Origin of the sequence: Streptosporangium sp. NPDC000095 (assembly GCF_042899335.1) — a bacterium.
Lineage (GTDB): Bacteria > Actinomycetota > Actinomycetes > Streptosporangiales > Streptosporangiaceae > Streptosporangium.
The window spans coordinates 417,429-441,577 of sequence record NZ_JBIAZS010000004.1; the positions used below are offsets into that span (position 1 = coordinate 417,429).

A 24,149-nucleotide genomic window follows, 5' to 3' on the forward strand; every position below is an offset into this window, starting at 1 on the left:
TCTTTCCTGCGGGGGCCGGGGCTCCGCTGTTTCGTTCGGTCGGTTGTCGTGGTGACCGCTCACAGCGTGGTTCGCCGGGGATGAGCTGTCCGACCTGGTAAGGACGCCTCCGAGGAGGGGAAGAGCTCAGTGATCGACGCTGCCCCGGGAGGACTCGAGGTCAGTGAGTCGTCAGTCGATCGTGGTGCGCTCGATTGGCGTCGATGAGCCGGTCGAGGGCGTCGCGGGCGCTGAGGATCTCCTTGATGTGCTGGTCGATCCGGCCTCGCTCGTACACCAGCCGCTCGAACGCCTCCTCGGAGTTCTGCTCGCTGGGCGAGTCGACGCACGGCAGCAACTCGACGATCGTACGGCTGGAGAGCCCGGCGGCGTACAGGCGCTGGATGAACACCACCCGCTCGACCTCGTCGTCGGTGTAGTGGCGCTGGCCGCTGGAGCTGCGCGTGCTGGTGAGCAGGCCCTGCTCCTCGTAGTAGCGCAGCGAACGGACGCTCACCCCGGCCCTCGACGCCAACTCACCGATCCGCATCGCGCCTCCTCTCGAAAATCCTCGACCAAAACACTTGCCTCTGACGTCAATGTCAGGTTCTAGCGTAATCGTCGTGTCCAGCCGACGGACGCGACCGTTCTCAGGAACCTCGGAAAGGCGTACGCAGATGACGACCCTGTTCGACCGCTACCGGTTCGGTGCGCTGACCCTGCCCAACCGCGTGGTGATGGCCCCGATGACACGGGTCCGCGCGGGTGCGGGCGGCCTGGCGACGCCCTCGATGGCGACCTACTACGCCCAGCGCGCCGCCGCCGGGCTCATCGTGACCGAAGGGGTGCAGCCGAGCCTGGTCGGGCAGTCCAATCCGGGCACCCCCGGTCTGTACACCGACGAGCAGGTCGCGGCCTGGCGACCGGTCACCGACGCGGTCCACACCAACGGCGGTCGTATCTTCGCCCAGATCATGCACGGCGGCCGGGTCTCCCACCCCGACACCACGGGGACGCGGCCGGTGGGCCCCTCGGCTGTTCCCGCCACCGGGGAGGTGTTCACCCCGACAGGCCCCAAACCGGCGCCCGTGCCGCGGGCGCTGGAGACCGCCGAGGTGCCCGAGCACGCCCGGTCCTACGCCGAAGCCGCCCTCCGGGCCGTCGACGCCGGTTTCGACGGCGTGGAACTGCACGGCGCGAACGGCTACCTCATCGCCCAGTTCCTCTCCAGCAACGCCAACCTGCGCACCGACGTCTACGGCGGATCGATCGCCAACCGGATCCGATTCGCCGTGGAGGCGGTGTCCGCGACCGTCGACGCGGTCGGAGCGCACCGGACGGGCATCCGGCTCTCCCCCGGCGCGGGCATCTGGGGCGCGCAGGACACCGACGTCCCCGCCCTGTACGGCGCGCTGCTCGCCGAACTCGCCACCCTGGACCTGGCGTACGTCCACCTCGAGGCCACCACCGACGAGGACGTGCTCGTCGGGCTGCGCAAGTCCTGGCCCGCCACGCTCATCGTCAACCCGGTCTTCCCGATGGGCCCCCGACAGACCGACAGGGCCGCCGCCGACCACTGGCTCGGCCTCGGCGCCGACCTGATCAGCTTCGGCCGCGCCTTCATCGCCAACCCCGACCTCGTGGAGCGGCTGCGCCAGGGGCTCCCGATCGCGCCGCACGACGAGTCCACCTGGTACCAGGGCGGCGATGCCGGCTATCTCACCTACCCCGCCTACCGGCACACGGCGTGAATCTGAGCGGCTCAGGGCTCCGGCGTAGCGGATCGGTCCGGCCTTCTCGCACCAGAGGGGCGCTGCGGAGCTCGAACATGACGGCGATGTCGCGCGGGCCGAGGTTCTGTCCGCGCAGGTGCAGGGCCATTGACGGCATTGACGGCACGGCTCGTCGACGACGGCCGCGCCGCCGATGCTCGTGCCGCGCTGCCCCGCGGCGGCAGCGCGGCCTCAGCTCCGAGGGCGGTTACAGACCGGTCATCTCAAGGCTGACCACGTACGAGTAGTCCGTCTGCTCGGTCCCGGTGAGGGTCCTCGTGATGATCCTGACGGCGCCCGTGGCGAGCCCGGCGCAGGTGCTGCCGAGGGCGGTCACCGTGCCGAGCCGGTCGCCCTGTCCCCAGACCGGGCCGTCGACCTCGCGCAGGTCGAAGACCACGTCCTGGGTGTTCAGGATGATCGACGTCGGGTATTCGAAGTCGCGGGGATCCCCGTCGTCACCGGCGTTCATGCCGTAGTAGTTGGCGTTGATCCTGGGAAACAGGTTTCCGTCGACCAGGAACCGGAGCTCGTCCCGGCCGTCCCGGTCGGCCACATTGCCGGCGTCGATGTCCTCCAGTTCCACGCGGCACGAGCCTGCCATGGCGGCCGCCGGGGTCGCGGCCAACGCCATCGGCGCCACCAGACCTCCGGCCAGGGCGAGTGCGGCGATCACCTTACGAGAATGCATGCTGCTCCTCCTGGAGACGCTGACGTTTCGCGACCGTCGCGAAACGCGGCATCAGAGTCGCGGGCGGAGCGTGAGCACATCGTTAGATCGCAGGTCAATGGCATAGAGCATACGATCTGCGTGCCTTCTGACACAGTCGGTCGGCGGGCACGCGCCTACTGTCTTCGCATGGGAGACTCCTTCAGTCTGCTGCTGCTCGGCACACCCGAGCTGGCTGTCGGGGGAAGGCCGGTGCGGATCCGTTCCGCCAAGACCCAGGCACTCCTCTGCTACCTCGCCACCGTGCCGGGGGCGCGCTCGCGGGCCGAGCTCGCGGGGCTGCTGTGGGGCGAGCGTCCCGACACCAACGCCAGGGGCAGCCTGCGGCTGGCGCTGTCGGAGCTGCGCAAGGACGTGGGCGGCCGGCTCGACATCACCCGCGACCACGTCTGCTTCCGCGCCGACGACGACTGCTTCGTGGACTACCGGCAGCTCACCCGGGACCCGACGGTGGCGGGGGCGCTCCGGTTGTGGCGCGGGGAGTTCCTCGACGGTCTCTCCTTCGGGGACGCGCCCGCGTTCGCCGGGTGGCTGGAGTGCGAGCGGCAGCGGGCCCGGCTGGTGCTGCGCGAGCTGCTCGTACGCGCTGGGCCCGCCGCCTCCGAACACGTCGTACGGCTGGCCAGGATCGTGACGGAGCTGGACCCGTACGACGAGGAGGCCCACCGCGTGCTGATCGCCTCCCTGGCCAGGACCGGAAACCGGGCCGCGGCCCTGGCCTGCTACGAGGGGCTGCGCCTGCGGCTGGCGCGCGAGCTGGGCGTCGATCCCGTACCCGAGACCCGCGCGCTCCGCCAGGGCCTCACACCCCGGCCCGCGACCCCCCGCAAGGCCGCCCTGCCGGTCCCCGGATCGGAGCTGATCGGCCGCGAGTCCGACATCCGCCGCCTACGTGCCCTGCTGTCCCGGGAACGCCTGATCACCCTGTCGGGCCCGGGCGGCATCGGCAAGACCCGCCTGGCCATCGCCGTGGCGGAGGCCGGGAACCGGGATGCCTCGTCCCTCTCCTCTGCGGGGACCAGGAAGCACGACATCGCGTCCCTGTCCTCCGTATCCTCCGCGCGAGCCGGCGAGCGCAATGTTGCCCCGCTTTCCTCAGCGAATGTCGCGTTCGTATCTTTTGTCGGGGTGCAGGCGGAGGCGGCTGTGACGACGCTCGCGCGTCGGCTCGGCGTGGACCTCTCGCCGCCGCGGCCCGCCGCCGAGCTGCTGCTCGCCGCCCTCGCCGGTCGCTCGACGCTGCTGGTGCTCGACAATCTCGAACATCTGCCGTCCTTCGACGGGGTGATCGCGGAGATCCTGCGGGTGGCGCCGGGCGTGCGGGTACTGGCGACCAGCCGGCGGCGGCTGGACGTGCCCGGACAGGTGGTCGTCCCGGTGGAAGGGCTTGCCGAGCCGGCCGCCGAGGCGTTGTTCGTCGTGCGGGCGCTCAAGGTCCAGCCGGGATTCGACTCCGAGCGCGAGGCCCCGCTGGTGGCCGCGATCTGCGCCGCGACCGGCGGGCTGCCGTTGGCGATCGAGCTGGCGGCCGGCCTGCTGCGTGCCGTGCCGTGCGCCGACCTGGCCGAACGCCTCGGCGTGGACACGGCGCTGCTCTCCACGGCCGGGCCCGCCGCACGGTCCAGGCACACGAGCATGCGTACGGTCTTCGAGACGTCCTGGCGGCTGCTCGACCCGGCGAGGCGGGCGGCGCTGGCGGCGTTGTCGGTATTCGGCGGCGGCTGCACCCTGCGCGCGGCCCTGGAGGTCACCGGAACCAGCCCCGAGGTGCTGGTCCACCTGGTCGACCACAGCGTGCTGCAGCTCACCCCGTCCGGCCGGTACACCCTCCACCCTCTCATCCAGCGGTTCGCCGCCGCCCGTTTGGAGGACCCGGAGGTACGCGAACGGCACGCCCGCCATTACGCCCGCCTCCTCGACCGGCACGCCACCGCGCTCCAGGACGGCTCGGACGCCGAGGTCGTCCGCGTGCTCGGCGCCGAGATGGACAACATCCGCCTGGCCTGGCGGGTGTCCCGGCAGCCGCGCTTCCTGGACCACTACTGGACGTTGTGCCTGCGATTGCGCCTCTACGAGGAGTCGGTGGCGATCGTCCGCGAGCACCTCGACCGTCCTCAGGAAGACCTGTGCCTGCGGGCCCGCCTGCTCCGGATGGCCGCGGTGAGCTCCCACCAGCTCGCCAGGGAACGCGCCGCCACCCGCCTGGCCCGCGCCGCCCTCGACACGCTCGGCGAGTCACTTCCCACCACCCCCACCGACCTCGCGACCGCTCTCCTGACCGCCGCCGCCCGCCAGACCGCCCACCGCCTCCTGCCGATCACAGCCGCCCGCCGTCTCCCTCCCGTACTCCGTCCATGCGAGGCCGAGGCCGCGCAGGCGCTGACCTTGCTCGCCCGGCTCGCCTACCACCGGCGGGACCTCCCCGTGATGCTGGTGACCTCACTGCGCCAGCTCAACGCCGCCGACCGCGGCACCGACCCCGCCCTGCGCGCCGAGTCCTACGCGAACTTCGCCACCATCGCCCGCCTCGCCGGCCGCCACCGGATCGCCACCCTCTACGGCAGCCTCGCCGACCAGGAACTTTCCGTCATCGACCACCCGGACGAGGCCGTGCACCGGGCCCGGCTGGCCCGCGGGATCGACCTGCTCCACGCGGGCCGTTTCGAGGACGCCAGGCGGTCGTTCGCGGAGGGACGGTCGCGGGCGATCGCCCCGCGGGTGGCCGAGAACTGTGCTGGCATGCTCGCCGAGACCGCGCTGTGGCAGGGCGAGTTCGCCGCGGCGGCCACCGGGTACGCGGAGACGGAGGAGTTGGCGGTCGCGCGGGTGGGCGGGGACGACATCGGCCGTCACTGGTGCCTGACCGGCCGGGCGGAAGCGCTGCTGCGCCTGGACGGGGTACCGGTGGAGCGGATCCGGGAGTTGCTGGCGGCCGCCCGCGCCTCACACGAGCGGCGGCGTACGCACGCGAAGGAGATCGGCCTGCGCGACAGCCCGGCGAGCCGCACGATCCAGGAGCTGCGCCTGCTCACCATCGCGGCCCGCCTGGACCCGCCGCGGGCGCCCGCGGCGCTGGCCGAGGCGCTGACGCTGGCCGAGCGGCTGCCGGCGGTGCAGCCCGGCATGCTGGAGTGCTGGACCGGCCTCGCCGAGTTGCTCGGGGACGCGGGACAGGACCGGACCGTGGCCCACCTCCTGCTCGGGCACCTCCACCGGTACGCCGCCCGCAACCCCGGTGCCGCCGCCCGGATCGGCTGGGCCCTCGCGCTGATCCTGGCCGCCCTGGGCAGGCGAAGGCAGGCCAGTCGGGCGGCCGAGCAGGCGATGGCGACCGCCGAACACCTGGCCGCACCGTACGACCGCCGCAGAGCCGAGTCCCTGGCCCGCACCCTTGGATAAAGGTTCACCGTCTTCACGGACGGATGGTGCGCACGCGGCGGAATTCGCTGCGCATGAGATCAGCCACGTCAGGCGGACCTCTGCCGACACAGAATCGACCATAGGCCAGAACCAGCACAAACAACCAAACAAATGACTGGAATAATTACGCTATTTAATGTTTGGTCGCATTCATTTTAATAGTCGCATTTGACTTCTTTGGCGGCCAGTCATGTCGCAGACCGCGAGTCACAACTCGACATAGTCATGTACAGTCGGGGTCAAGATTTCAGCCCTCGTTCCGAGTGGCAACCAAAGAAAGGTCATGGAATATGCAGAAAGCGGCTATTGATCGAGTAGGTCTCGTCTTCACCCTGCTCGACGCCGACGGCACCGGCTTCCTGGAGGCCGACGACTTCGAGCTCATGGCGAGCCGGGTCGTCGCGGCGGCCTCCGACTCCGACGACACGGCCAAAGCCGCCGTGCTGGCCGCCTTCCGGGGCTACTGGGCGGCCCTGTCCTCCGAGCTGGACGCCAACGACGACGGCCGCATCAGCTTCGAGGAGTACACCGCGTGCGTCCTGTCCCCAGAGCGTTTCGACGCGGCGATCACCGACTTCGCCGAGGCGCTGGCCGAGCTGGGCGACCCAGACGGCGACGGGCTCATCGAACGGCACGTCTTCATGGCGCTCATGACGGCCATCGGCTTCGAGCGCGCGAACATCGACGCGCTCTTCGACGCGTTCGGGCCCTCGGAGACCGATCAGATCACGGTCTCGGTCTGGGCCGCCGGCATCAAGGATTACTACCGCCCGGAGAAGACCGGAATTCCCGGCGATCACCTGGTCGGCGGGCCGATCTGATCGGAGTCCCGGCAACCCGACATATCCGGTCTTCGACGTAAGGAATATCCGTGGAACCAGTCATCGGACTTGCCGTCGGCCGAGGAACGGGCCCCGAACTCGCGACGGTCTTCGAACGGGTGCTGACCGGAATCACCGACAGATATTCGGCCGGAATCAACATCACCCGGTCGAAACGGATTTACCACTCCTATTTCTCGTTGAAGGCCGACGCCGGGATCGAGCGGGTCCGTGAACTCACCGGGGAGGACGCCGACCACTACGCGGACTTCTGCCGCACACTGGCCGCTCTCGGCGTTCCCGCCGTCTTCCGCACGGCTGTCAACGCCCAGTCGCTCTACCTGGTCCGCCGACGCCTGCAGGCGGTGAAGATCGACGTCATGACCACCCCGGACGCGTCACTACTGCTGGTTCGGGACCAGGCCCAGGGCTTCTACACCGGGGAGAACACCCACGTGCCAGGCGCGCTGATCCGCACCATGGCGTTCAGCCGGGAGATCACCGAGAAGGTCATCGCCTTCGCCGTGCGGCGTGCCCGGCAGGAGTGGCCGGACGGCGGAATCGGCCAGATCGTCATGGCGTACAAGTTCCACCTGCTCGACGGGGCCCTCGACGAGTGGGTCGCCGAGAGCGCCGCGCGGCACGGCGTCGAGATCCGCCTGTTCCAGCCGGACACGGTGAACCGCAACCTGATCGAGCACGGCCCGCATCCCCGCACGCTGATCATCGCGGGCAACGAATGGGCCGACATCATGCACGTGGTCCTGCTGGACCGCTTCGGCTCCGAACGTCAGGAGAACCGCTGCACCGAGAACGTCTACCTGCACCCCGACGCGGCCGGACTGGTCGAGTACCAGACCGTGCACGGCTCCGCCGACGACCTGGCCGGAACGGACACGGTCAACCCGGTGGCGACCGTACGCGCCGCGGCGGCGATCGCCGAGCGGCACGCGGGCTGCGCCGGGGCGGTGCGGATGGTGGAGCGCGGTCTCGAATCACTCGTCCGCCGAGGCATCGGCACCCCGGACCTCGGCGGACGGCACTCGACCACCGCCATGGTGGACGCACTGCTCGACGCGCTGGAGCCCGCGGGGCTGCCGACCGCGGCGGTGAACTCATGACCACCGCGCTGGTCGTCGTGGACCTGCAGAACGACTTCTGCGTCGGGCCGACCGCTCACGCCCGCTACTCCGGCGACCCCGCGACCCTGGAGGCCGTCGCGACGCGCACCGCGCTGGCCGTCGACCGGGCCCGTGCCCACGACATGGAGGTGATCTTCGTCCGGTTCGTCGGCGACGCCGAACATCAGGGTCCGAGCTGGCTGCGCCGGGATCGCATACAGAACAAGCCGCTCAAGTGCCGGGAAGGTTCGTGGGGGGCGGAGTTCCACCGGGTGTCACCTCTGCCGGGAGAGCGTGTCTTCACCAAGCGAGCGTGCTTCGACGCCTTTCTCAGCACCGGGTTCGAGCAGCACCTCGTCCACAGGGGCGTCGAACGGCTCGTACTCGCGGGCCTGTACACCGACGTCTGCGTGGACTCCACCGCCCGGACCGCGTTCCAGAAGGGCTTCCACATCACGGTGCTGACCGACTGCACCACCGGCCGGCACCTGCCGGACGCGGACGTCCTGCGCTTCATGGCCCGTCTCTATGGCGCTCACCTCAGCACCCACGACCACCCGTGGGTGCCCCAGGCCGGAGAGGAGGACGCGTGCCAGGTGTCGAAGGCGGCGTCGGCCTGACCGCCCTCATGGTCGCCGCCGCGCGGGCGATCGAGACCCACCGGCCCGACGCTCTGGCCGCCGACACCTACGCCGAGCACTTCGTACGCGCCGCCGAGGCGTCCGCGGCCTGGCCGGTCCGCCCGGCACAGGTTCCGGGCGGGGACGCCAACCCCCTTTGGGGCAGGCTGGGGCGCTACTTCGGCCTGCGCACCCGAGTCCTCGACGACTTTCTCATCCGCTCGGTCCACGAGAGCGCCCGGCAGGTCGTGCTGCTCGGCGCGGGCCTCGACACGCGGGCCTTCCGGTTCGGCTGGCCACCGGGCCGGGTCGTCTACGAGATCGACCGCGACGGCGTCCTGGCGTTCAAACACCACGTGCTCGACGCCCTCGCCGCCGTCCCGACGACCATCCGCCGCCCGATCGCGGCCGATCTGCGCGAGGACTGGGCCCGGTCGCTGCTGAACACCGGCTTCGACCCGGCCCTGCCGACCGCGTGGCTGGCCGAGGGCCTGCTGCTCTATCTCCCGTCGGCCGCCGAGCGGCGTCTCATCGACACCGTGGACCGCCTGAGCGCCGGGGGAAGCACCCTGGGCTTCGAGGTCAAGCTCTGGGCGGAGTCTTCACAGGTCCGTGCCAGCCCCGTGTACGTCGCGACCAGGCAACAGATCGGCGTCGACCTGCTCGCCCTGTTCGACGGGGAGCCGCGCCCCGACTCCGCCGGCCGCCTGCGGGAGCTGGGCTGGTCCACCGCGATCCACACGCCCTTCGACTTCACCCGCCACCACGGTCGCGGCCCGCTACCCGAACCGAACGACGCCCTGGCGAGCAACCGCTGGGTGTTCGCCGACAAACCCGGCGCGTAGGTCTGATCAGCTTCTTGGCGGTAAACACCTGACGTCACGCCAAGGCGCCTACCGGCACGCAGCCTTAATATGAGCCGCCTCAGTTCTGCGCGAACAGCAACGCCCGCAGCGCACGCGGCACGGGCCGCGACGGCGTGTGCAGCACGCCCAGCCGCTGGGTGGCGCGGGTCAGGGCGACGTAGAGGTTGTTGAGCCCGCGTGGCGACTCGGCCACGATCAGACCGGGCTCGACCACCAGCACCTCGTCGAACTCCAGGCCCTTCGCCTGCCGCACGTTCAGCACGACGACGGGCCGGGGCGCGTCGGGGTTCTCGCCGACCGACGCCTCCGGCACGCTCGCCGCGATCGCGAGTCCGAGCGGTTCCAGCAGCGAGTCCGGCACGATAACCGCGAGCCGCCGGTCGGTCAGCTTCGCGGCCTCGGTCGCGACGACCTCGGCCAGCCGGTCGGTGAGTTCCTCCTGCGACACGCGAAGTGCCCACGGCTCGACCCCGCTCTCCCGTACCGAGACCGGCGCCTCAAGGTCGGCGTCGATCTCCGTCAGCACCTCGGCGGCGACGGCCATGATCTCCGCGGGCACCCGGTAGTTCCTGGTGAGGTTCGCAAGACGCCAGCGGCCCTTGACGTAGGGGTCGAGCACCCGGCCCCACGACAGGGTGCCGCCCGGCTCGCCGCTCTGCGCGGTGTCCCCGACGACGGTCATCGACCTGGCGGGGCATCTGCGCATCAGCAGCCGCCAGGCCATCTCCGACAACTCCTGCGCCTCGTCGACGATCACGTGTCCGAACGTCCAGGTCCGGTCGGCCGCCGCGCGCTCCGCCGAGGTGCGGTGGTCCTCCTCCTCGTGCCACCCGGCGAGCGTTTCCGCGTCGATCAGGTCGTTCACCGTGAGAATCTCGGCCTCCTGGTCGTCCTCCAGGTCGGTGGCCCGCGACCCCATCGCGACGTCCAGTACTCCCTGCGCGTAGCGGACCTGCTCACGCCGTTCGCGCTCCCGCCGGATCCGCTCCGCCCTGGTGTCCTCCCCGAGCAGTTCGGCCGCCTCGTCCAGCAGCGGCACATCGGCGGGCGACCAGCCGCCGCCGGGCTCCCGCAGCAGTGACGCCCGATCCTCGGGGGTGAACCCCTGCGTCGCCGAGGCGATGCGCTCCGGCGAGCCGAACAGGTCCGTGAGCAGTCGCTGTGGTGTCAGGTCGGGCCAGAGCTCGTCGAGTGCCGCGAGGACCGCCTCGTCGGTGAGCATCTCCCTGCGGATGCCCTCCACCTGGTCGGCGTCCAGCAGGAGCTCACCGTCGAACGGATCGGTGGCGATGCGTTCGGCGTACTGCTGGGCAAGGACTCCGCTGATCTCTCGTACCACGATCGGCCTGGCCGGGTTGTGCAAGAGCAGGGAGGACCGCGCCAGGTCGCGTACCCGCTCACAGGTCCGCCGGTCCAGGCGCAGTGTCTGTCCCTCGTACTCCACCTCAAGGTGGTCCTCGGGCACCCACTCACGGTCGCGTACCGCGGCGGCGACCACCTCGGCCATCGCCGACCGGCCCTTCACCTCGACGGTCTCCGGGCTTTCCTCCCGTTCCGCGGTCAGGCCGGGATACAGCTCGCCGATCGTCGACAGCAGCACGCTCGTCTCCCCCAGCGCGGGGAGCACGTTGCCGACGTAGCGCAGGAACGTCGCGTTCGGCCCGATGACCAGCACCACCCGCCGCGCCAGCTGTCGCCGCCGGGTGTAGAGCAGATAGGCCGCGCGGTGCAGCGCCACCGCGGTCTTTCCCGTCCCTGGCCCTCCCTGCACGACGAGCACTCCGGTGTGCTCGGAGCGGATGACGCGGTCCTGCTCGGCCTGGATCGTCTGGACGATGTCGGTCATCCGGCCGGTTCTGCCTGCGTTCAGCGCGGCCAGCAGGGTGGCCTCGCCCGCCAGCCCCTCGTGCCTCGCCTCCGCCGCGGATTCGAGGTCGAGCACCTCGTCGTGGACCTCGACCACCGTACGGTCGCGGTCCTTGATGTGCCGGCGCCGCCGGACGCCCTCCGAGGTGACCGCGGTGGCGAGGTAGAACGGGCGGGCGGCCGGTGCCCGCCAGTCGATGAGCAGCGGGGCAGCGTCCTCGACGTCCTCGGCGTCCCCGGCGTCGTCGGTGCCTTTGACAACGGATGCGGTGGTGGCGTCGTCGGCGAGCAGGCCCATCCTGCCGATGTGGCGACGCTCGCCGTCGAGCATGTCGAGCCGTCCGAAGCACAGGCCGTGCTCGGCCGCGTTGAGCTGGGCGAGGCGTTCGGCGTGGGCGGCGTGGGCGGCCTCCCTCTCGACGCGCGCCTGGGCGTTGCCGCCGGTCGTCGCGAGCACCCGGGTCAGCCGTTCGGTGACGTGTTCGCGGAGCTCATCGAGCCTGCCGTACAGCATCGACACGTACTCCTGCTCCTCGCGCAACGCCTCGATTGACAACAGCACTCCCCGTGATATAATTAACCAGCAGACGTGTTTGTTTTTCCTTTCAAACGGCCAGCAGTGTAGCTTTCGCCGACGTGCCCGTCTACCTTCTCCCCTCTTCAGTCAATGCCGGGCAGCGCCCCTTTTTTTTGCGGGCCGATCCCCCTGGACCCGAGCATCGCCGGAGAAACGGCCGACGTGGTCTCGGAACGTGGCGTGACGAGGTGTCCTGTGGTCACCTACAGTTCGTTGTCCAATAGCCACCGTTCCAGTCGCTCCGGTGACGCGGCACGCGACGCGAGGAGGCCGCCGATCCCGGGGATGAGCGCGAGCATCCACACCCTGCGGCGTCCGTCCATGACGAGGACGGCCGTGATGACCGTGGCGGTGTAGGCCAATCCGTGCACAGGACCAAGGACTCGTGAGACTTCCGGCAGGTGGACGGTGACAATGTTGGCGAGCATCAGCACGAGCGTGGCGAGTTCCACCGTACCGACGATTTGCAGTGTGCGACGCGGGCTCATAGTCCGACTCCCGTGGTCGAGCCGGGCCGGTAGATCATGAGGACGACGACGATCGCCCATAGCAGGTTGAACACGCCTGTCAGCATTCCGAGTCGGCGGGCGATTCTGTCAGGCACCGCCTCGTCCACGTCGTCCGAGCCCGCGTCGAGTGTGCGGACGACGCGCGTCTGATGGGGCAGGATGAACGCGATCAGCAGCGCAGCGGCGGCGGCGGTCAGGATCATGGAGACGATCAACCATATGTCGCCGAGCACACCGATGCTCGCGCCGGTTGCGATGCCGAACACGGGAACGAGCACTCCGATCACTGTGTAGACGCGGGTGATGCGGTGCAGGATGCGCACCACGGCAACGTTTCTCGGGTCATCGGGTGCGGCGAGGGCGAGGCGCGCGAAACGTGGGAACATGCTCGCCGCGACGGCGACCGGGCCGATGGTGAGGATCGCCGCGAGCACATGGACCGAGAGCAGGAATGCGCTCACGCGCTGGTCCGCTCGCCGGTCACGCGCGTGCGTGGCAGTCGCCCGGCGCGGGACTCGCCGGTGAGGACATCGCCGTTGACCGTGACGTCGTATTCGAGGTTCAGTCGTAGCGGCTTGGTGATGCGCTGTCGCCAGGTGACGCGCTGACCGGCCGGGCCGTCCTCGACCGCGACGTCCGTGAGGGGCGTGGTTTCGCCGCCACCGCTCGCGCTACCGCGGATCACCCCGTCCTCTTCCTCGAAGCTGTAGTCGGCTTCGATGGTGCCGACGGGTGTCTTCATGCGCAGCAGCCAGGTTCCGGCGATGGCGCTCATTTGTTCGGGACTTCCGTTCTCTGAGGGATCGAGGTGAATGGATCAGGCCGCAAGTCGGCGCGCGCTCTTCCAGGTGGTCCCGCGGCGCTCGTACTCGAAAAGCTCCTCGACCGCGTGCGCGGTGTGGGAGCCGAAGTCGCGTTCGAGCAGGTACAGGGCGACGTCGAGGCCCGAGGTGACACCACCTCCGCTGATGAGGTCACCGTCGTCCACCACGCGTGCGCGGATGGCGTTCACTCCCGTGGCGTCGAGCATGTCGATGCCGAGCACATGCGTGGTCGCGGTGCGCCCCTCGATGAGGCCGGCCATCGCAAGCGCGAGTGAACCCCCGCAGTGGGCCGCGACGGTGATGTCCGGGTTGTCGAGCGCGCGGCGAATCAGGGGTATCGCGTCGCTCGACGCGAACCGGCCCAGAAGTACGGGAATGGTCTCGGCTCCGGCATCGGGATCTCCATCGACGGGACCGGCCGCTCCTGGGACAAGCACATAGCCGGGCGCATCAGGGTCCAGTACGGCGACGGCCGTGAGGGATATCTGGGGCGTACCGGATCGCACGATGCCGGGACCGCTCGCGCTGACGAGTTCCACCGCGAACGCTCCGCCGAGGAAGTCACTGCCGGCGGTGAGCGCCTCGAACGGGGCGATGACATCGAGCGGGTCGAACCCGTCGAAGAGCACGAACTGGGCGCGGAGCTGAGGCATGGATGGTTCCTTTCAATGGACGCTCCTTCCATCCTCACCTTCGCCGGCAGGTCAGACCAATGGCTATCAAGACAGAGAACACCTGAATCCAGCCACAGGCTGAGATGGCTATCATGCGAGGATGTACACGGTCGTCGTGCTCGCGCTTCCCGATGCGATCGCCTTCGATATGGCCACACCCATTGAGACCTTCGGACGCGTACGCCTACCGGACGGAAGGCCCGGATACCGGCTTGTCGTTGCCGGCCACGAGCAGTCGATCCAGGCAGGCCCCCTGCGCCTGGCAATCGATGAGGGACTGGACGCGCTCGAACGTGCCGACCTCATCGTGGTACCGGGGAGGAACGACCCGTTGCAGCCGTCGCCGCCCGCGGTTCTCGCAGCCCTTCGTGCCGCGGTGGAGCGGGAAACACGGATCGCGTCGATCTGCGTCGGCGCCTTCACTCTGGCCGAGGCGGGCTTGCTCGACGGCCGGGACGCGACAACCCACTGGCTCGCCGCGGACCAGTTCGCATCCAGGTACCCCGCTGTCCGACTCAACCCCGACGTGCTCTACACGGACAACGAGAACATCCTGACATCCGCCGGCGCCACATCCGGTCTCGACCTGTGCCTGCACATCGTCCAGCGCGACTACGGGACGGCGGTCGCGGCAGACGCCGCCCGCCTCGCGGTCGCGCCGCTGCACCGCCCGGGCGGGCAAGCACAGTACATCGTCCGGAACCGAGCGACCTACCGGACGACGACCCTTGAACAGGCACTCTCATGGATCGAGGCGAACGCGCACCGCGACGTGGCGCTTGCGGACATCGCCGCCGTGGCCGGTATGAGCGTGCGCACACTTACCCGTCGATTCAAGGACGAGACAGGGCAGAGCCCTATGCAGTGGGTGTCGGGCGTGCGCATCCGTCACGCGCAGGAACTGCTCGAAACCACCGACCACACCATAGACCGAATCGCCGCCCAGACCGGATTCCCGACGACGAGCAACTTTCGTTCGCAGTTCGGCCAAGTCCTCGGCGTCACACCGGGCGCGTACCGCAAGGTGTTTCGCCCACAGGTGTCCAGGACATGAACGGCCTTGGATACGGAAGGAACCGCATCAGTCCTTTAAGGATAGGCGGGCCCAAGTCGAACAGAGCCGGCAGAACAGCCGCATCGACCTCGTCCGGCGGCAGACAGAGGCAGAGCGCCAGTTGAACGACCGGCACAGCGCCGCCGTACAGGCCGGCGAACAGGCGCTCCAAAGGGCCAATCAGCGACTGGCGGCGTTACGTGCCGAGCATCGCACGGCGGTTCAGGAGGAGCAAAGACTCGCTCGCGAACTCACCGCTTATCGCAAGATTTCCTATGGGCGTTTTCTACGCACGGTCCTAATCGGTCGCTGGCGCTGGACGTACTACGCCTGTCACCATGATCGCACCTACTCGTCGAGCGGCAGAAAGGACCTGCCGGCTCAGATCAACGACACCGAACTCCAACACTCATCATCGAGAGGATCTTCCAGCGTGCTGGGCGCACGAAAAGGGGCAGGGGCTTACAGAGCTCGAAGCCATCGATCGAGGACTGCGAAGTCTTCGCTGGTGAGCCCTCGATATGACTCCACTCGGTGCAGGAGAGCCCGGCCGCCATGGTGCCTGGACACCCACTCCCTGTCGGCGTCGGTGATCTCGTCGTCGACCCAGGCGAATGGGCGTCCGTCCGCCCACTCCACCAAGGTCCGGGTCTTCCAGCAAAGCCCGAACCATTGGTCTTCACGTTCATGCCGGCCGTTTGACTCCGGCCAGCTCACGACGGGTAGCCGTGACAGCCCGACTCGGGGCGCTATCTCGGCATTCGCCGCGTCTTCCCAGGTCGTCGCCCAGACGAGTTCACAGGGCAGCGCCGCCAGCCGACGCCCCGTCTCGGAGGTGAGCCGCGCCAAGCCGGAGTCCGGTGCGGTAGCCCGTGGTGCGCGTTGCGGGTCCTCCCCAAACGGGAGAAGTGGCCCGTCGACGTCGAGAAAGAGCAGCGGGCGTACGGTATGGCCGGTCATGCCGCGTTGCCTCGGTCACGTTCGATGAGTACGCTGCGCTCGAAGCGGGCTCCGGCACGTACGAGAGCGACCAAGCGGGGCCCACAACGCATCGGGACTGTCAAGATTCCTCTAGAAGCTCGGCGGCGGCCTTGGGATCCATGATGTTGGACCAGACCTGTTCTGCGGGCAGGAGGTCACGTTCGGGCAGTGCGTATTCGGGGAACCAGCCGTCTGCCTCGCAGCCGGGAACCCGGCCCAGGATCATCGCGACCAGGTTCGCCGGGACTGAGCCGGTAATGCGAATCGCCGCGTAGGTTTCGTTGCCGTTGTCGGCGCGGACCTGGATCCCGAGGCGGAAGCCGGAGAAGTCAGCAGCGTGTTCGTGGCCGTCGTGCAAGGATCCACGTGCGAGAGCGCGGATCGTGGAGTTGAGTCGTAGGGCGAATCTGGTTGCCGCTTCGAGCTGGTAGCGGTCATGGTCGTCACGGGTGGGTAGGAGATGCCCGCTGTAGGTGCCGGTGGTCAGGGCATGATCGTGCTCGGCGTTGTAGCGGGCACGGGCCGCTTTCCCGCTGGTTTCCAGAGCGGTGTAGAAGTCATCATTGGAGCCGTCCTCGCGGGTCCCGGCGGCGACCATCCACATTGGGATCTCGACCTCGGGGTCGTCCGCCCATACGGCTCCACGCCAGCGTTGCACCTTCACCTTGAACAGCACCACATCATCGATGGCACGGATGCGCTCATGCGCGGCGCCAGGATCGGCGAACTGTTCGGAGGCCTTGTCCAACAGCGGGTGGCAGACCATGTCCAACGGAGTCCGCGCGGACGGTATGGGCAGTTTCAGGTCGTCACGGAGGGCACGCAACGTAGGACGGACGCGGTGCATGGAGATTTCATTCCTCCCAATCGCCGGTGCCACCGAGTTCGTTGATGCGGTCGGGCGTCAGGCCGGTGAGCAAGGACACATTGGACGACAGGGAGCCGTCCAGGACCTTCATCGACTCGACCATCCCGCGGCGGATCTGTTCGCGCTGCTGGTCGAGGTAGACACGAACCGCAGCGGCCACCAGGTCTTTCTTGGTCATCCCGAGGAAGTGGGCCGCCTGGGAGATCAGTTCGTCGGTCGCCGGGTCGACTTTCAGCGGTGATTGCCGCTTGGCCGGGTGGGGCGTCGTCATGACTTCCTCCTTTCGCTCCCACGGTACCTAGGTACCTCAGGGTGAGTAAACACAGAGGACCAGAGAGTGAGAGTCAGACCGGCACCTCAGGCGAGAACTCACCGAGTGCCGGCAAGACCCTTTGGAATTTCCCTGCCCCCTCAGCAGTCGTACCGCGATGATCAGGATTTTGCGTGTCGATCGCGCTTCTTGAGGGCCGTCGGGGCGTCGGGACTTGGTGTGTCCGACGCCCCGGGTTGGCGAGGTCATGCGGTCAGGGCGGCCAGTCGCTGGTCGAGGTCGCTGCGGCGGGTGTCCTTGGGGAGGCGGTCGCGGGCGGCGAGGAGTCTGCCGATGTTGCGCTTGGAGGGGGCCTGCTCGACTATCGGGATCACCTGGTGCAGCAGATCGGCGGCGTGGTCGGCGTTGCCGAGGTCGTTCTGGACCTGAGCACGCCTGATCAGGTAGGTGGCATAGTCCCTGCGCCTTGTCCGGGAGAACCTCTCCTGCGCCTGGTCCAAGAGGGAATCCGCACCTCGTGGGTCCCCCAGATCAAGGTGGCACACGGCGGCGTGGTCGTGAAGAGCTCCTTCGTCGAACCAGTCGACCCATGGCGAGTCGTCGTCGTGGGTGCCACGCTCGAACTGGGTGTGAGCAATGCCCAACAGGCGATGGGACTCGGTTTTGTCGCCTACGCTCGCGTGGGCACAGGCCAGGCGTGCGGCCAGCATGCTGGCGGTTCGCGGAGTGACACGCCCCGCGCTCTCGTAGGCGGTACGGGCAATGCTCACGGAGCCCGGGAGATCTCCAAGATCCTTGCACTGCAGGGACATCGACCTGAGGATGCTCGCACCCACGGCACGGTCACCGGCCGTATGTGCGGATCGAATGGCCGCGGCCCAGTAACGCTGGGCCGCAGCGTGCAGGCCCGTATCGAAGGAGGCGTAACCGGCCAGTTCTCCGATTTCCGCAGCCAGGCCGTGAAGGCGCTGGGCAAGATCCTCGCTGTAGGAGGACTTCTTCAGCACCTTGACGACCACGCCGAGTTCGGCGTCGAGCAGATTGCGTGCCTGTTCTCCGCCGTACATCGCTTCCAGCCTGACCAGGCGTGGCAGGCCCGCCTCGATCTGGGAGACGAACTCCTCGGTGATCCGGTCGCCGCGCAGCACCGAGGCGAGCTGGGCCGGTTCGACGTTGAGCCAGTCGGTCGCGAACGCGGTCAGGCTCATTCCGGTCAGTTGCATGAAACCGCGCCGATCCATCATCGCCTTCTCCAGTGCGTGGTCGAGGGCGAGCAGGCTGCCCGCCTGGTCCCAGGGGAAGTCGACGCGAATGGCCTCACCGACCGGCAGCCAGGCGGGCCAGGGGTGCGTGACGAGCATCTCCTCGCACACCCCGAGCTCGGCCGCCAGCGCGAGCTGCGTGTCCCGATCGGGAACAGTGCCCCAATGCTCCCAGCGCCACGCCTTTTCTTTTCTTCTCGCCATATTTCCGACTCGCCGGGCGATAATGGTGACCAGATCCTGGTACGTCCAGCCACGCTCGGCACGGACGTAACTCAAGGGGTGTACGAAAACACCACCGGTCGGCGGGAGAACCGGTCGAGGCATTCGCATCTCCTCCTTCCTTCTTACCTGGACTGTAAATCCGATTAACCCAGCCGCACAGGCCACCCGAACCTTCCCTCCGGGTGCGGACAACCGTGAGACAACAAACCCTCTTTCCATCCGACTTTCCAGACCGGGCTGAACCAACCTCCCTCATCACATCACACCCTGCAATCAATCCGCTACGCTAAGACAACAAGGATCATCGATCTCGCGAACACTTCGATGAGATCAGGACTCGTTGAAGCCCTTTTCCCTCGCAGACGCGACCAGAGCACACCAAAAGCCAAATCGCTATTATTTGCGCTGTCCACTCCTGGACCGAACACCCCGAAATCCATGTCGAGCCTCCAACGGCGAAGACCCTTTGCAGTTACTCCTCAAACGAAGCCGACTGCCTCCGCCCACACATTCACACCGACCCGCAAATCCATCCTGCCGGAGAAAGGCAGGTAACACCTTGGGGCTTTTCATACCGGGCCGATTCGGAGCAACTCCCGGCCCTCGGCCAAGGGCTCCAGTCCTGCGCGGAAAGAAACGCCCGCAGCACACGCACAGCTCGCGACGACGGGAACCTCATGTTGTCGGAGACGATCCCCCGCCGAACGTCCGGAAACCCGCGCCACCTCTCGTCGACCCGCCGCATGATCCCCGGTGGTTAGGATCGCGGCATGCCCGCCTTCCTTGAGACCGAACGGCTCGTGTTGCGTCCGTTCACCGAGGCCGATGCCGAGCATCTTCTCGCGCTGGACAACGATCCCGACGTCATGCGCTTCATCAACGGCGGCCGGCCGACGACTCTTGAGACGATCCGGGCACGAAACCTGCCACGGCTCCTGCATGTTCACCCGTGCTTCGGGACCCGTGGTTACTGGGCCGCGGAGGAGAAAATCGGCGGCGTCTTTCTGGGCTGGTTCGAGTTCAGGCCCCTGGCCGACGACAGTCCCGCCGTGGTCGAACTCGGCTACCGCCTGCACAAGGCCGCCTGGGGCAACGGCTATGCCACGGAAGGGGCGCGAGCCCTGATCCACAGGGGGTTCACCGACCTCGGAGTGGAACGGGTGATCGCGAACACCATGGCGGTCAATGCGGGATCCCGGCGGGTGATGGAGAAGGCGGGCCTGTCGTTCGTCCGAAGCTTCACCGAGGACTGGCCGGAGGCCATCGAAGGTTCCGAGCACGGTGACGTCGAGTACGAACTCACCCGGGCCGAGTGGGAGCAACGCGGCCGGGACAAATAACCCTGAGCTTCCCGTGGCAACCCGACTCTGGGTGCTGTCTCGGCATTCGCCTCGTCCGAGTGGTGCCCACGCTTCATGCCTGAAGGCGTGGGTCGCGTCGCGATCGCGGATCATCCGGCTTGATCCGGACGTCTTGTGATCGCGGTTCGCAAGTCTCCGTAGGCGGTGCTCAAGCCTCCGGTAAGCGGGGCGCCGTATCACTGGAGGCACGACGCCCGCAGCGAGCAGAACGGCGGGTCTCACCTTCCAGGAGTCCACCATGAACCGTCGCGCGATCCTCTCGGTGACCACCGCCTTCGTCTCGGCCGCAGCCCTGGCCGTCGCCCTCCCCGCCCACGCCGAGACCACCAAGGCAAGCGGCTGCAGCATCCAGCCGTACGGTCTCATCGGTGCCCGCTGGGCACAGCTCGGCGGCGAGAACGGCAAGCTCGGCTGCCCGACCACGACAGAGCGCGACATCTACCAGAACAACGTCGGCTGGGCGGGCCGCCGCCAGACGTTCGCCCGCGGCCAGATGGCCTGGTCTCCCAAGAACGGCCCCAACCTGGTGGTGGCCGCCTGGTCGAGCAACGGCTACGCCTACTTCGACTGGCGCACGACCGATCGCGCCTTCGACAAGTTCCTCGTCCGCTGGACCAGTGCCGCCGACCCGAACGGCGCCCAGGAGGACTTCATCGGCGGCATCCGGGGACGCTCCTACACGCGCATCCGTACCAACAGCGGCTACCGCTGGAACGTCAAGGGCTGTGACACCGGTGTGTTCGGCTCCAGCTGCCAGAAGACCTGGACCATCTCCGTCACCGGCTGAGCTCCCCCTCCGGTGTGCGATCCTTCACTTCCGCCCACCTCGCATGGCCGACCCTGCCGGGAAAGACCGGCCGGCCGATCACCTCGTGTCCTGAGCGTGCGTGTCGGCGAATTTTCAGGCTCGTATCAGAAAAGCTCCGACGAAATCGAAGAGTGCGAGCCGTCGTATGACGCCCCACTCCATGAAAGGCTCATGCGATAGGGGCCGTCTCCGAGAGAGCGGTGCCCCTCCTTTATGGGCCGGTGATTTCACCTGCCGAAAAAACGAACACGACAAAAACGCTCCACTTCGTTGATCAACGGTCTCCGAGTCGGCGATTTCATCGCCATGACCGTCAGGCGACTCGATCGCGGCACCCAACTCGAACAGCGGCGATCACATCGGGCGGTAAGCCACCCCGCGGCCCGTTCGCCGGCGCCGTGTCAGACCGGAGCAGCGGCACCGAGCCTGCCAAGACGGCGATCGCGCCCCGACGTCGCCGCCGTGTCCGGCTGTAAAGCAGGCACGAACCTGTCACGACTTCGAACTTTGTCTTCAGCGAATATCCCAGCTCCGACCTGCACGTTCTCGCCTTCGAACAAAAATCTTACAACTTCTTACAAGTATCGCGGTTTGCACCCGTTCGTCGGCGACGGTACCAATGGAATCCGACCAGCACGGCTGTGTCGACATCGGCGCGGGCCCCGCCATTTCACGTCCTCACATCCAGCAAGCAGCGAACTTCCTGGAAAGGAAATGATCCAACAATGGGGCGAAAAATTGCCGCCGGAATGGCACTCGCGGTCGTACTGACGGGTACGCAGCTCGCAATGGTTTCACCGGCGTCGGCAGCGGCGGGGAAGACCGGTGTCTTGGAAACTCGGGCCGCAACCGCGCCCGGGTGGTCTGGCAAGAAGACACTCCGGATGGGCTACCACGACAAGTGCAAGGGCTGGCACCGCCTGATCACTCCCTACAAGTCCGGTGGCTCCATCAAGACGAGCCGGCAGGTCCACTGCGCCAAGGGCGAGTGGAGCAGGAAGGCCGAGGTCAAGGTGCTTCTCCAGCAGTACCGGGGAATGGGCTACTGGCGGACCAAGGCCACCAAGAGCGTGAAGAAGGGCAGGGACGCGTTCACCGTGAGCCTGACCGCTTCCTGGAAGTGCTCGGGGGGCAGCCAGCTCTACCGTAACCAGACCAGGGTTCACCTCTTCTCCGCCCTGAACGGAAGCAAGACGAGCACCCTGCACAACCGCGCGGAAGAGCGCCGGATCCGGTGCTGAGTTCCCAGAGTCGTCCGCCCCGGCACGGTAGGTGCTGAGGTCCTCTCCCTGGATTGGCATGAGGTCGCTTAAGAGAAATTCCCTGGTGGTCACCGCCACCGTGGGAGCGGCGATCCTCGCGGTCACGGCGTGTACGTCGCGGGCGGAACCCGCCCGCGACGTACACGCTGACGCGAAGGCCCGCTACATCGCCGCCGCCGACGCCCTGTGCGCGGAGGCGGCCCAGTCGTCGGCCTACACCGAAGAACCTCCCTCTGGCCTACGCGGGGAGGTGGCCGAGCTACGGCTGGCCGCGGAGACCCTCACCGTGACCGCCACCGGAATCGCCGCTGTCCCACCGCCCGCCGACGACGCCGAGCAACTGCGCGAGGGGTTCGTGGAGCCCGCCGAGGCCCTGGCCGCACGACTGCGCGAACTGCGGGATCGGGCGGAGGCGGCGCTACGGGCGGGTGACGAGGGCGAGGCGAGGAAGGTCGTGGAACTGTCCCTGGCTCCCGATGCGAACGAGGTCGCCCTGAGTGCTTTCGCGCTGAAGTACGGTATGCGCACCTGCGCCGGAGAGGAATAGGCCTGGACCGGGAGACGTCCTGCTCCGGCCACTTTCGGCGATGGCCCCGAGGATGACCGTGCGCTTCCTCGGACCCGCCACGCACCGGCTCGAAGCGGTATGTCCGGCCCGGGTGAGAATTCGAGACGATCGGTCCCTCGCGCCCTTCGGCATTCGACGACCCGGTAGGTCGGCGGTGCCGGGCCGACGGAGACTCATCGAACCTGATGCGCCCGGCCGGATGGACCACCCGTGTCCCGGCAGCGGATCAGGGCGAGTTCCGTCAGGTCGTCGAACCACAGCCAGCCCGCCTCCCTGGCGATCCGCACCGCCTCGACGCGCGTGCGGGCGTCGACCTTGTTGAGGATCCGGGCCAGGTAGTTGCGTACCGTCCCGCCGGACAGGCAGAGACGGTCGGCGATCTCCCCGACCGGCGCCCCCTCGGCCGCGGCCTGCAGGACCTCCAGTTCGCGTGCGGTGAGCGGGTTTCTCTTCGCGTTGAGTGCGGCGACGGCCAGCTCGGGGTCGACGACCCGCTCACCGGCGGCCACGCGGCGTACGCAGTCGGCGAGCTGGTCCGCGGGGGCGTCCTTGACGACGAAGCCGCGCGCCCCGGCGTCCAGCGCCCGGCACAGCGCGGCCGGGGTCGCGAGCCCGGTCAGAATCACCGTCCCGCACTCGGGAAGCCTGCGATGCAACTCCGCCGTCGCGGTGAGGCCGTCGGTGCCCGGCAGACCGATGTCGACGAGCGCGATGTCCGGGCGGTGCAGCAGGCAGGAGCGGACCACCTCGTCACCGTGACCGACCTCGGCGACGACCTTGATGTCACTCTCCGTGGAGAGCAGGGCGACCATGGCTCCCCGGACGAGATGCATGTCCTCGGCGATCAGGACACTGATCATGAATCGTCTCCCCTTGCTGCATCGCGCGCTCTCACCCGGCCCGGGGACACTACCCAAGGAAGTCGGGTGACTACCGCAAGTCCGAGTTAAACACGAAACAGGGGGCGTTGAACCGTGATTCGCGCAGGTAGGAGACTTCAGCGCGCGGAAAATAGGGGTAGGCGGCCATCGAGTGCGCTCTCAAAAAGTACGCGCTACCCGTACGAAACGACCTAAAAGGCCGTAAGAATCAGGGACAAAAAGCGGTGCACCCCCTCCCCAGGAGCGGTCGGTTTCGTGTTCGCCGGACGCCGGACGCCGATTCCAGGGAAGGGCTTTCGACTGCGGTCCGTTACCGGAACGCCGCCACGCCGGACGCGGTCGGACCGAGACGCCCCCGATGGACGCGGTCAGACCGGCGCACCCCACTGTGCGCGGTCAGACCGGCGCCGCGGCCTCATGATGTTCCAGCAGGACGTCGGTCAGCAGGTAACCGCCGTGGATCAGGTGGGCCAGCGGGCGGGTGCGCAGTTCCCGGTAGTGGTCGGCGATCCGGACCGCCGCCGCGGCCGGAGTGGCGGCACTCGTCCACAGCGGCCTGTCCCGTTCCTCGGAGACGGGGACGATCCACCAGAAACGGCACGCGTCGTCCAGGCGGGCGACCAGGCCGTAGTAGACGGAGATGACGACCTTTCCTGACGGCAGGCGGTGGACGTCCGCCGGGATGTTGTGGGATCTGGCCAGCAGGGCCGCCAGCTCACGAGCCCGGAGTTCGACTGAGGGGCACTCAACGTCTTCTGGGGTTCTGTGATCAACGGTCACGCTGGCGAGAGTAAAGATCCAGAGGCTCCCGCCTCAACGATGTTGCGTG

The 24,149-nt window shown here is 68.0% G+C and carries 24 protein-coding genes; 11 read left to right on the forward strand and 13 right to left on the reverse strand.

The window, feature by feature from the left end; genetic code table 11:
- Positions 1–160: 160 nt before the first annotated feature.
- Positions 161–529, reverse strand: coding sequence for a MerR family transcriptional regulator (locus ACFY3V_RS12680; RefSeq protein ID WP_362900645.1), 369 nt, complete (start codon positions 527–529; stop codon positions 161–163).
- 127 nt (positions 530–656) lie between these two features.
- Here ACFY3V_RS12680 and ACFY3V_RS12685 point away from each other — a divergent pair, with 127 nt between their 5' ends.
- On the forward strand, positions 657–1,730 hold the full coding sequence (locus ACFY3V_RS12685) for an alkene reductase (RefSeq protein ID WP_362900643.1): 1,074 nt from the start codon (positions 657–659) through the stop codon (positions 1,728–1,730).
- Between the two features lie 229 nt (positions 1,731–1,959).
- Here ACFY3V_RS12685 and ACFY3V_RS12690 read toward each other — a convergent pair whose 3' ends face one another.
- On the reverse strand, positions 1,960–2,442 hold the full coding sequence (locus ACFY3V_RS12690; RefSeq protein WP_362900641.1) for a hypothetical protein: 483 nt from the start codon (positions 2,440–2,442) through the stop codon (positions 1,960–1,962).
- A 168-nt stretch (positions 2,443–2,610) separates the two neighbouring features.
- Between ACFY3V_RS12690 and ACFY3V_RS12695 the strand changes: the two genes are divergently transcribed.
- The 5 genes from ACFY3V_RS12695 (at position 2,611) to ACFY3V_RS12715 (ending at position 9,308) form a co-directional block, all read left to right on the forward strand.
- The gene (locus ACFY3V_RS12695) at positions 2,611–5,880 is read left to right on the forward strand and encodes a BTAD domain-containing putative transcriptional regulator (RefSeq protein ID WP_362900639.1); all 3,270 of its coding nucleotides are present in this window, start codon (positions 2,611–2,613) and stop codon (positions 5,878–5,880) included.
- Positions 5,881–6,191: 311 nt separating this feature from the next.
- Positions 6,192–6,722 (forward strand): EF-hand domain-containing protein, encoded by a 531-nt coding sequence (locus tag ACFY3V_RS12700; protein WP_362900637.1) that lies wholly within the window; start codon positions 6,192–6,194, stop codon positions 6,720–6,722.
- 50 nt (positions 6,723–6,772) lie between these two features.
- Entirely contained in the window at positions 6,773–7,843 is a 1,071-nt protein-coding gene (locus tag ACFY3V_RS12705) for an isocitrate/isopropylmalate family dehydrogenase (protein ID WP_389772771.1), read from the forward strand.
- A complete protein-coding gene (locus ACFY3V_RS12710; RefSeq protein ID WP_389772774.1) occupies positions 7,840–8,463 on the forward strand; it encodes a cysteine hydrolase family protein in 624 nt (207 codons plus the stop codon). The genes ACFY3V_RS12705 and ACFY3V_RS12710 overlap by 4 nt, the downstream gene beginning before the upstream one ends.
- Positions 8,433–9,308: a class I SAM-dependent methyltransferase gene (locus ACFY3V_RS12715; RefSeq protein ID WP_389772777.1), complete on the forward strand. Its 876-nt coding sequence runs from the start codon at positions 8,433–8,435 to the stop codon at positions 9,306–9,308. The genes ACFY3V_RS12710 and ACFY3V_RS12715 overlap by 31 nt, the downstream gene beginning before the upstream one ends.
- Before the next feature lie 79 nt (positions 9,309–9,387).
- Here the strand turns inward: ACFY3V_RS12715 and ACFY3V_RS12720 are convergent, their stop codons facing one another.
- The 5 genes from ACFY3V_RS12720 to ACFY3V_RS12740 all read right to left on the reverse strand — a co-directional run bounded on the left by ACFY3V_RS12720 (position 9,388) and on the right by ACFY3V_RS12740 (position 13,758).
- Entirely contained in the window at positions 9,388–11,757 is a 2,370-nt protein-coding gene (locus ACFY3V_RS12720; protein WP_389772780.1) for a HelD family protein, read from the reverse strand.
- 218 nt (positions 11,758–11,975) lie between these two features.
- Positions 11,976–12,260, reverse strand: coding sequence for a hypothetical protein (locus ACFY3V_RS12725; protein WP_362900627.1), 285 nt, complete (start codon positions 12,258–12,260; stop codon positions 11,976–11,978).
- Positions 12,257–12,742, reverse strand: coding sequence for a DUF2269 family protein (locus ACFY3V_RS12730; RefSeq protein WP_389772784.1), 486 nt, complete (start codon positions 12,740–12,742; stop codon positions 12,257–12,259). Before ACFY3V_RS12730 ends, ACFY3V_RS12725 begins: the two co-directional genes overlap by 4 nt.
- Entirely contained in the window at positions 12,739–13,056 is a 318-nt protein-coding gene (locus ACFY3V_RS12735; protein WP_389772787.1) for a hypothetical protein, read from the reverse strand. Before ACFY3V_RS12735 ends, ACFY3V_RS12730 begins: the two co-directional genes overlap by 4 nt.
- 42 nt (positions 13,057–13,098) lie before the next feature.
- On the reverse strand, positions 13,099–13,758 hold the full coding sequence (locus tag ACFY3V_RS12740) for a DJ-1/PfpI family protein (RefSeq protein ID WP_389772790.1): 660 nt from the start codon (positions 13,756–13,758) through the stop codon (positions 13,099–13,101).
- Between the two features lie 121 nt (positions 13,759–13,879).
- Here ACFY3V_RS12740 and ACFY3V_RS12745 point away from each other — a divergent pair, with 121 nt between their 5' ends.
- Complete coding sequence (locus tag ACFY3V_RS12745; protein ID WP_389772793.1) at positions 13,880–14,833, forward strand: GlxA family transcriptional regulator; 954 nt, start codon at positions 13,880–13,882, stop codon at positions 14,831–14,833.
- Between the two features lie 462 nt (positions 14,834–15,295).
- Here the strand turns inward: ACFY3V_RS12745 and ACFY3V_RS12750 are convergent, their stop codons facing one another.
- From ACFY3V_RS12750 to ACFY3V_RS12765, 4 genes are all read right to left on the reverse strand, one after another.
- Positions 15,296–15,793, reverse strand: a complete 498-nt coding sequence (locus ACFY3V_RS12750; RefSeq protein WP_362900617.1) for an HAD domain-containing protein — start codon at positions 15,791–15,793, stop codon at positions 15,296–15,298.
- A gap of 100 nt (positions 15,794–15,893) precedes the next feature.
- Positions 15,894–16,562: a hypothetical protein gene (locus ACFY3V_RS12755; protein ID WP_389772797.1), complete on the reverse strand. Its 669-nt coding sequence runs from the start codon at positions 16,560–16,562 to the stop codon at positions 15,894–15,896.
- 106 nt (positions 16,563–16,668) lie between these two features.
- Positions 16,669–16,953, reverse strand: a complete 285-nt coding sequence (locus tag ACFY3V_RS12760; RefSeq protein ID WP_362900613.1) for a hypothetical protein — start codon at positions 16,951–16,953, stop codon at positions 16,669–16,671.
- A gap of 245 nt (positions 16,954–17,198) precedes the next feature.
- Entirely contained in the window at positions 17,199–18,494 is a 1,296-nt protein-coding gene (locus tag ACFY3V_RS12765; protein ID WP_389772801.1) for a hypothetical protein, read from the reverse strand.
- 716 nt (positions 18,495–19,210) lie between these two features.
- Between ACFY3V_RS12765 and ACFY3V_RS12770 the strand changes: the two genes are divergently transcribed.
- The 4 genes from ACFY3V_RS12770 to ACFY3V_RS12785 all read left to right on the forward strand — a co-directional run bounded on the left by ACFY3V_RS12770 (position 19,211) and on the right by ACFY3V_RS12785 (position 22,418).
- Positions 19,211–19,780 (forward strand): GNAT family N-acetyltransferase, encoded by a 570-nt coding sequence (locus ACFY3V_RS12770; protein ID WP_389772804.1) that lies wholly within the window; start codon positions 19,211–19,213, stop codon positions 19,778–19,780.
- 259 nt (positions 19,781–20,039) lie between these two features.
- Positions 20,040–20,588 (forward strand): hypothetical protein, encoded by a 549-nt coding sequence (locus ACFY3V_RS12775; RefSeq protein WP_362900607.1) that lies wholly within the window; start codon positions 20,040–20,042, stop codon positions 20,586–20,588.
- A 905-nt stretch (positions 20,589–21,493) separates the two neighbouring features.
- Positions 21,494–21,850, forward strand: coding sequence for a hypothetical protein (locus ACFY3V_RS12780; protein WP_362900605.1), 357 nt, complete (start codon positions 21,494–21,496; stop codon positions 21,848–21,850).
- A gap of 58 nt (positions 21,851–21,908) precedes the next feature.
- Positions 21,909–22,418 carry a hypothetical protein gene (locus ACFY3V_RS12785; RefSeq protein ID WP_362900603.1) on the forward strand — a complete coding sequence of 170 codons (510 nt, stop codon included), beginning with the start codon at positions 21,909–21,911 and terminating at the stop codon, positions 22,416–22,418.
- 194 nt (positions 22,419–22,612) lie between these two features.
- On the opposite strand, the gene ACFY3V_RS12790 is transcribed toward ACFY3V_RS12785, so the two are convergent.
- Both ACFY3V_RS12790 and ACFY3V_RS12795 read right to left on the reverse strand, forming a co-directional pair.
- Positions 22,613–23,299: a response regulator transcription factor gene (locus tag ACFY3V_RS12790; protein ID WP_362900601.1), complete on the reverse strand. Its 687-nt coding sequence runs from the start codon at positions 23,297–23,299 to the stop codon at positions 22,613–22,615.
- Positions 23,300–23,716: 417 nt separating this feature from the next.
- A complete protein-coding gene (locus ACFY3V_RS12795; RefSeq protein WP_362900599.1) occupies positions 23,717–24,100 on the reverse strand; it encodes a hypothetical protein in 384 nt (127 codons plus the stop codon).
- Positions 24,101–24,149: the final 49 nt, after the last annotated feature.

Excerpts from the sequence above, each read along its gene's own strand:
- ACFY3V_RS12685 (WP_362900643.1), top strand. The coding sequence starts at position 657 with ATGACGACCCTGTTCGACCGCTACCGGTTCGGTGCGCTGACCCTGCCC.
- ACFY3V_RS12775 (WP_362900607.1), top strand. The coding sequence starts at position 20,040 with ATGAACCGTCGCGCGATCCTCTCGGTGACCACCGCCTTCGTCTCGGCC.
- ACFY3V_RS12745 (WP_389772793.1), top strand. The coding sequence starts at position 13,880 with ATGTACACGGTCGTCGTGCTCGCGCTTCCCGATGCGATCGCCTTCGAT.
- ACFY3V_RS12780 (WP_362900605.1), top strand. The coding sequence starts at position 21,494 with ATGGGCTACCACGACAAGTGCAAGGGCTGGCACCGCCTGATCACTCCC.
- ACFY3V_RS12710 (WP_389772774.1), top strand. The coding sequence starts at position 7,840 with ATGACCACCGCGCTGGTCGTCGTGGACCTGCAGAACGACTTCTGCGTC.
- ACFY3V_RS12700 (WP_362900637.1), top strand. The coding sequence starts at position 6,192 with ATGCAGAAAGCGGCTATTGATCGAGTAGGTCTCGTCTTCACCCTGCTC.
- ACFY3V_RS12735 (WP_389772787.1), bottom strand. The coding sequence starts at position 13,056 with ATGAGCGCCATCGCCGGAACCTGGCTGCTGCGCATGAAGACACCCGTC.
- ACFY3V_RS12740 (WP_389772790.1), bottom strand. The coding sequence starts at position 13,758 with ATGCCTCAGCTCCGCGCCCAGTTCGTGCTCTTCGACGGGTTCGACCCG.
- ACFY3V_RS12750 (WP_362900617.1), bottom strand. The coding sequence starts at position 15,793 with ATGACCGGCCATACCGTACGCCCGCTGCTCTTTCTCGACGTCGACGGG.
- ACFY3V_RS12770 (WP_389772804.1), top strand. The coding sequence starts at position 19,211 with ATGCCCGCCTTCCTTGAGACCGAACGGCTCGTGTTGCGTCCGTTCACC.
- ACFY3V_RS12680 (WP_362900645.1), bottom strand. The coding sequence starts at position 529 with ATGCGGATCGGTGAGTTGGCGTCGAGGGCCGGGGTGAGCGTCCGTTCG.
- ACFY3V_RS12785 (WP_362900603.1), top strand. The coding sequence starts at position 21,909 with ATGAGGTCGCTTAAGAGAAATTCCCTGGTGGTCACCGCCACCGTGGGA.
- ACFY3V_RS12725 (WP_362900627.1), bottom strand. The coding sequence starts at position 12,260 with ATGAGCCCGCGTCGCACACTGCAAATCGTCGGTACGGTGGAACTCGCC.
- ACFY3V_RS12695 (WP_362900639.1), top strand. The coding sequence starts at position 2,611 with ATGGGAGACTCCTTCAGTCTGCTGCTGCTCGGCACACCCGAGCTGGCT.
- ACFY3V_RS12690 (WP_362900641.1), bottom strand. The coding sequence starts at position 2,442 with ATGCATTCTCGTAAGGTGATCGCCGCACTCGCCCTGGCCGGAGGTCTG.
- ACFY3V_RS12760 (WP_362900613.1), bottom strand. The coding sequence starts at position 16,953 with ATGACGACGCCCCACCCGGCCAAGCGGCAATCACCGCTGAAAGTCGAC.
- ACFY3V_RS12790 (WP_362900601.1), bottom strand. The coding sequence starts at position 23,299 with ATGATCAGTGTCCTGATCGCCGAGGACATGCATCTCGTCCGGGGAGCC.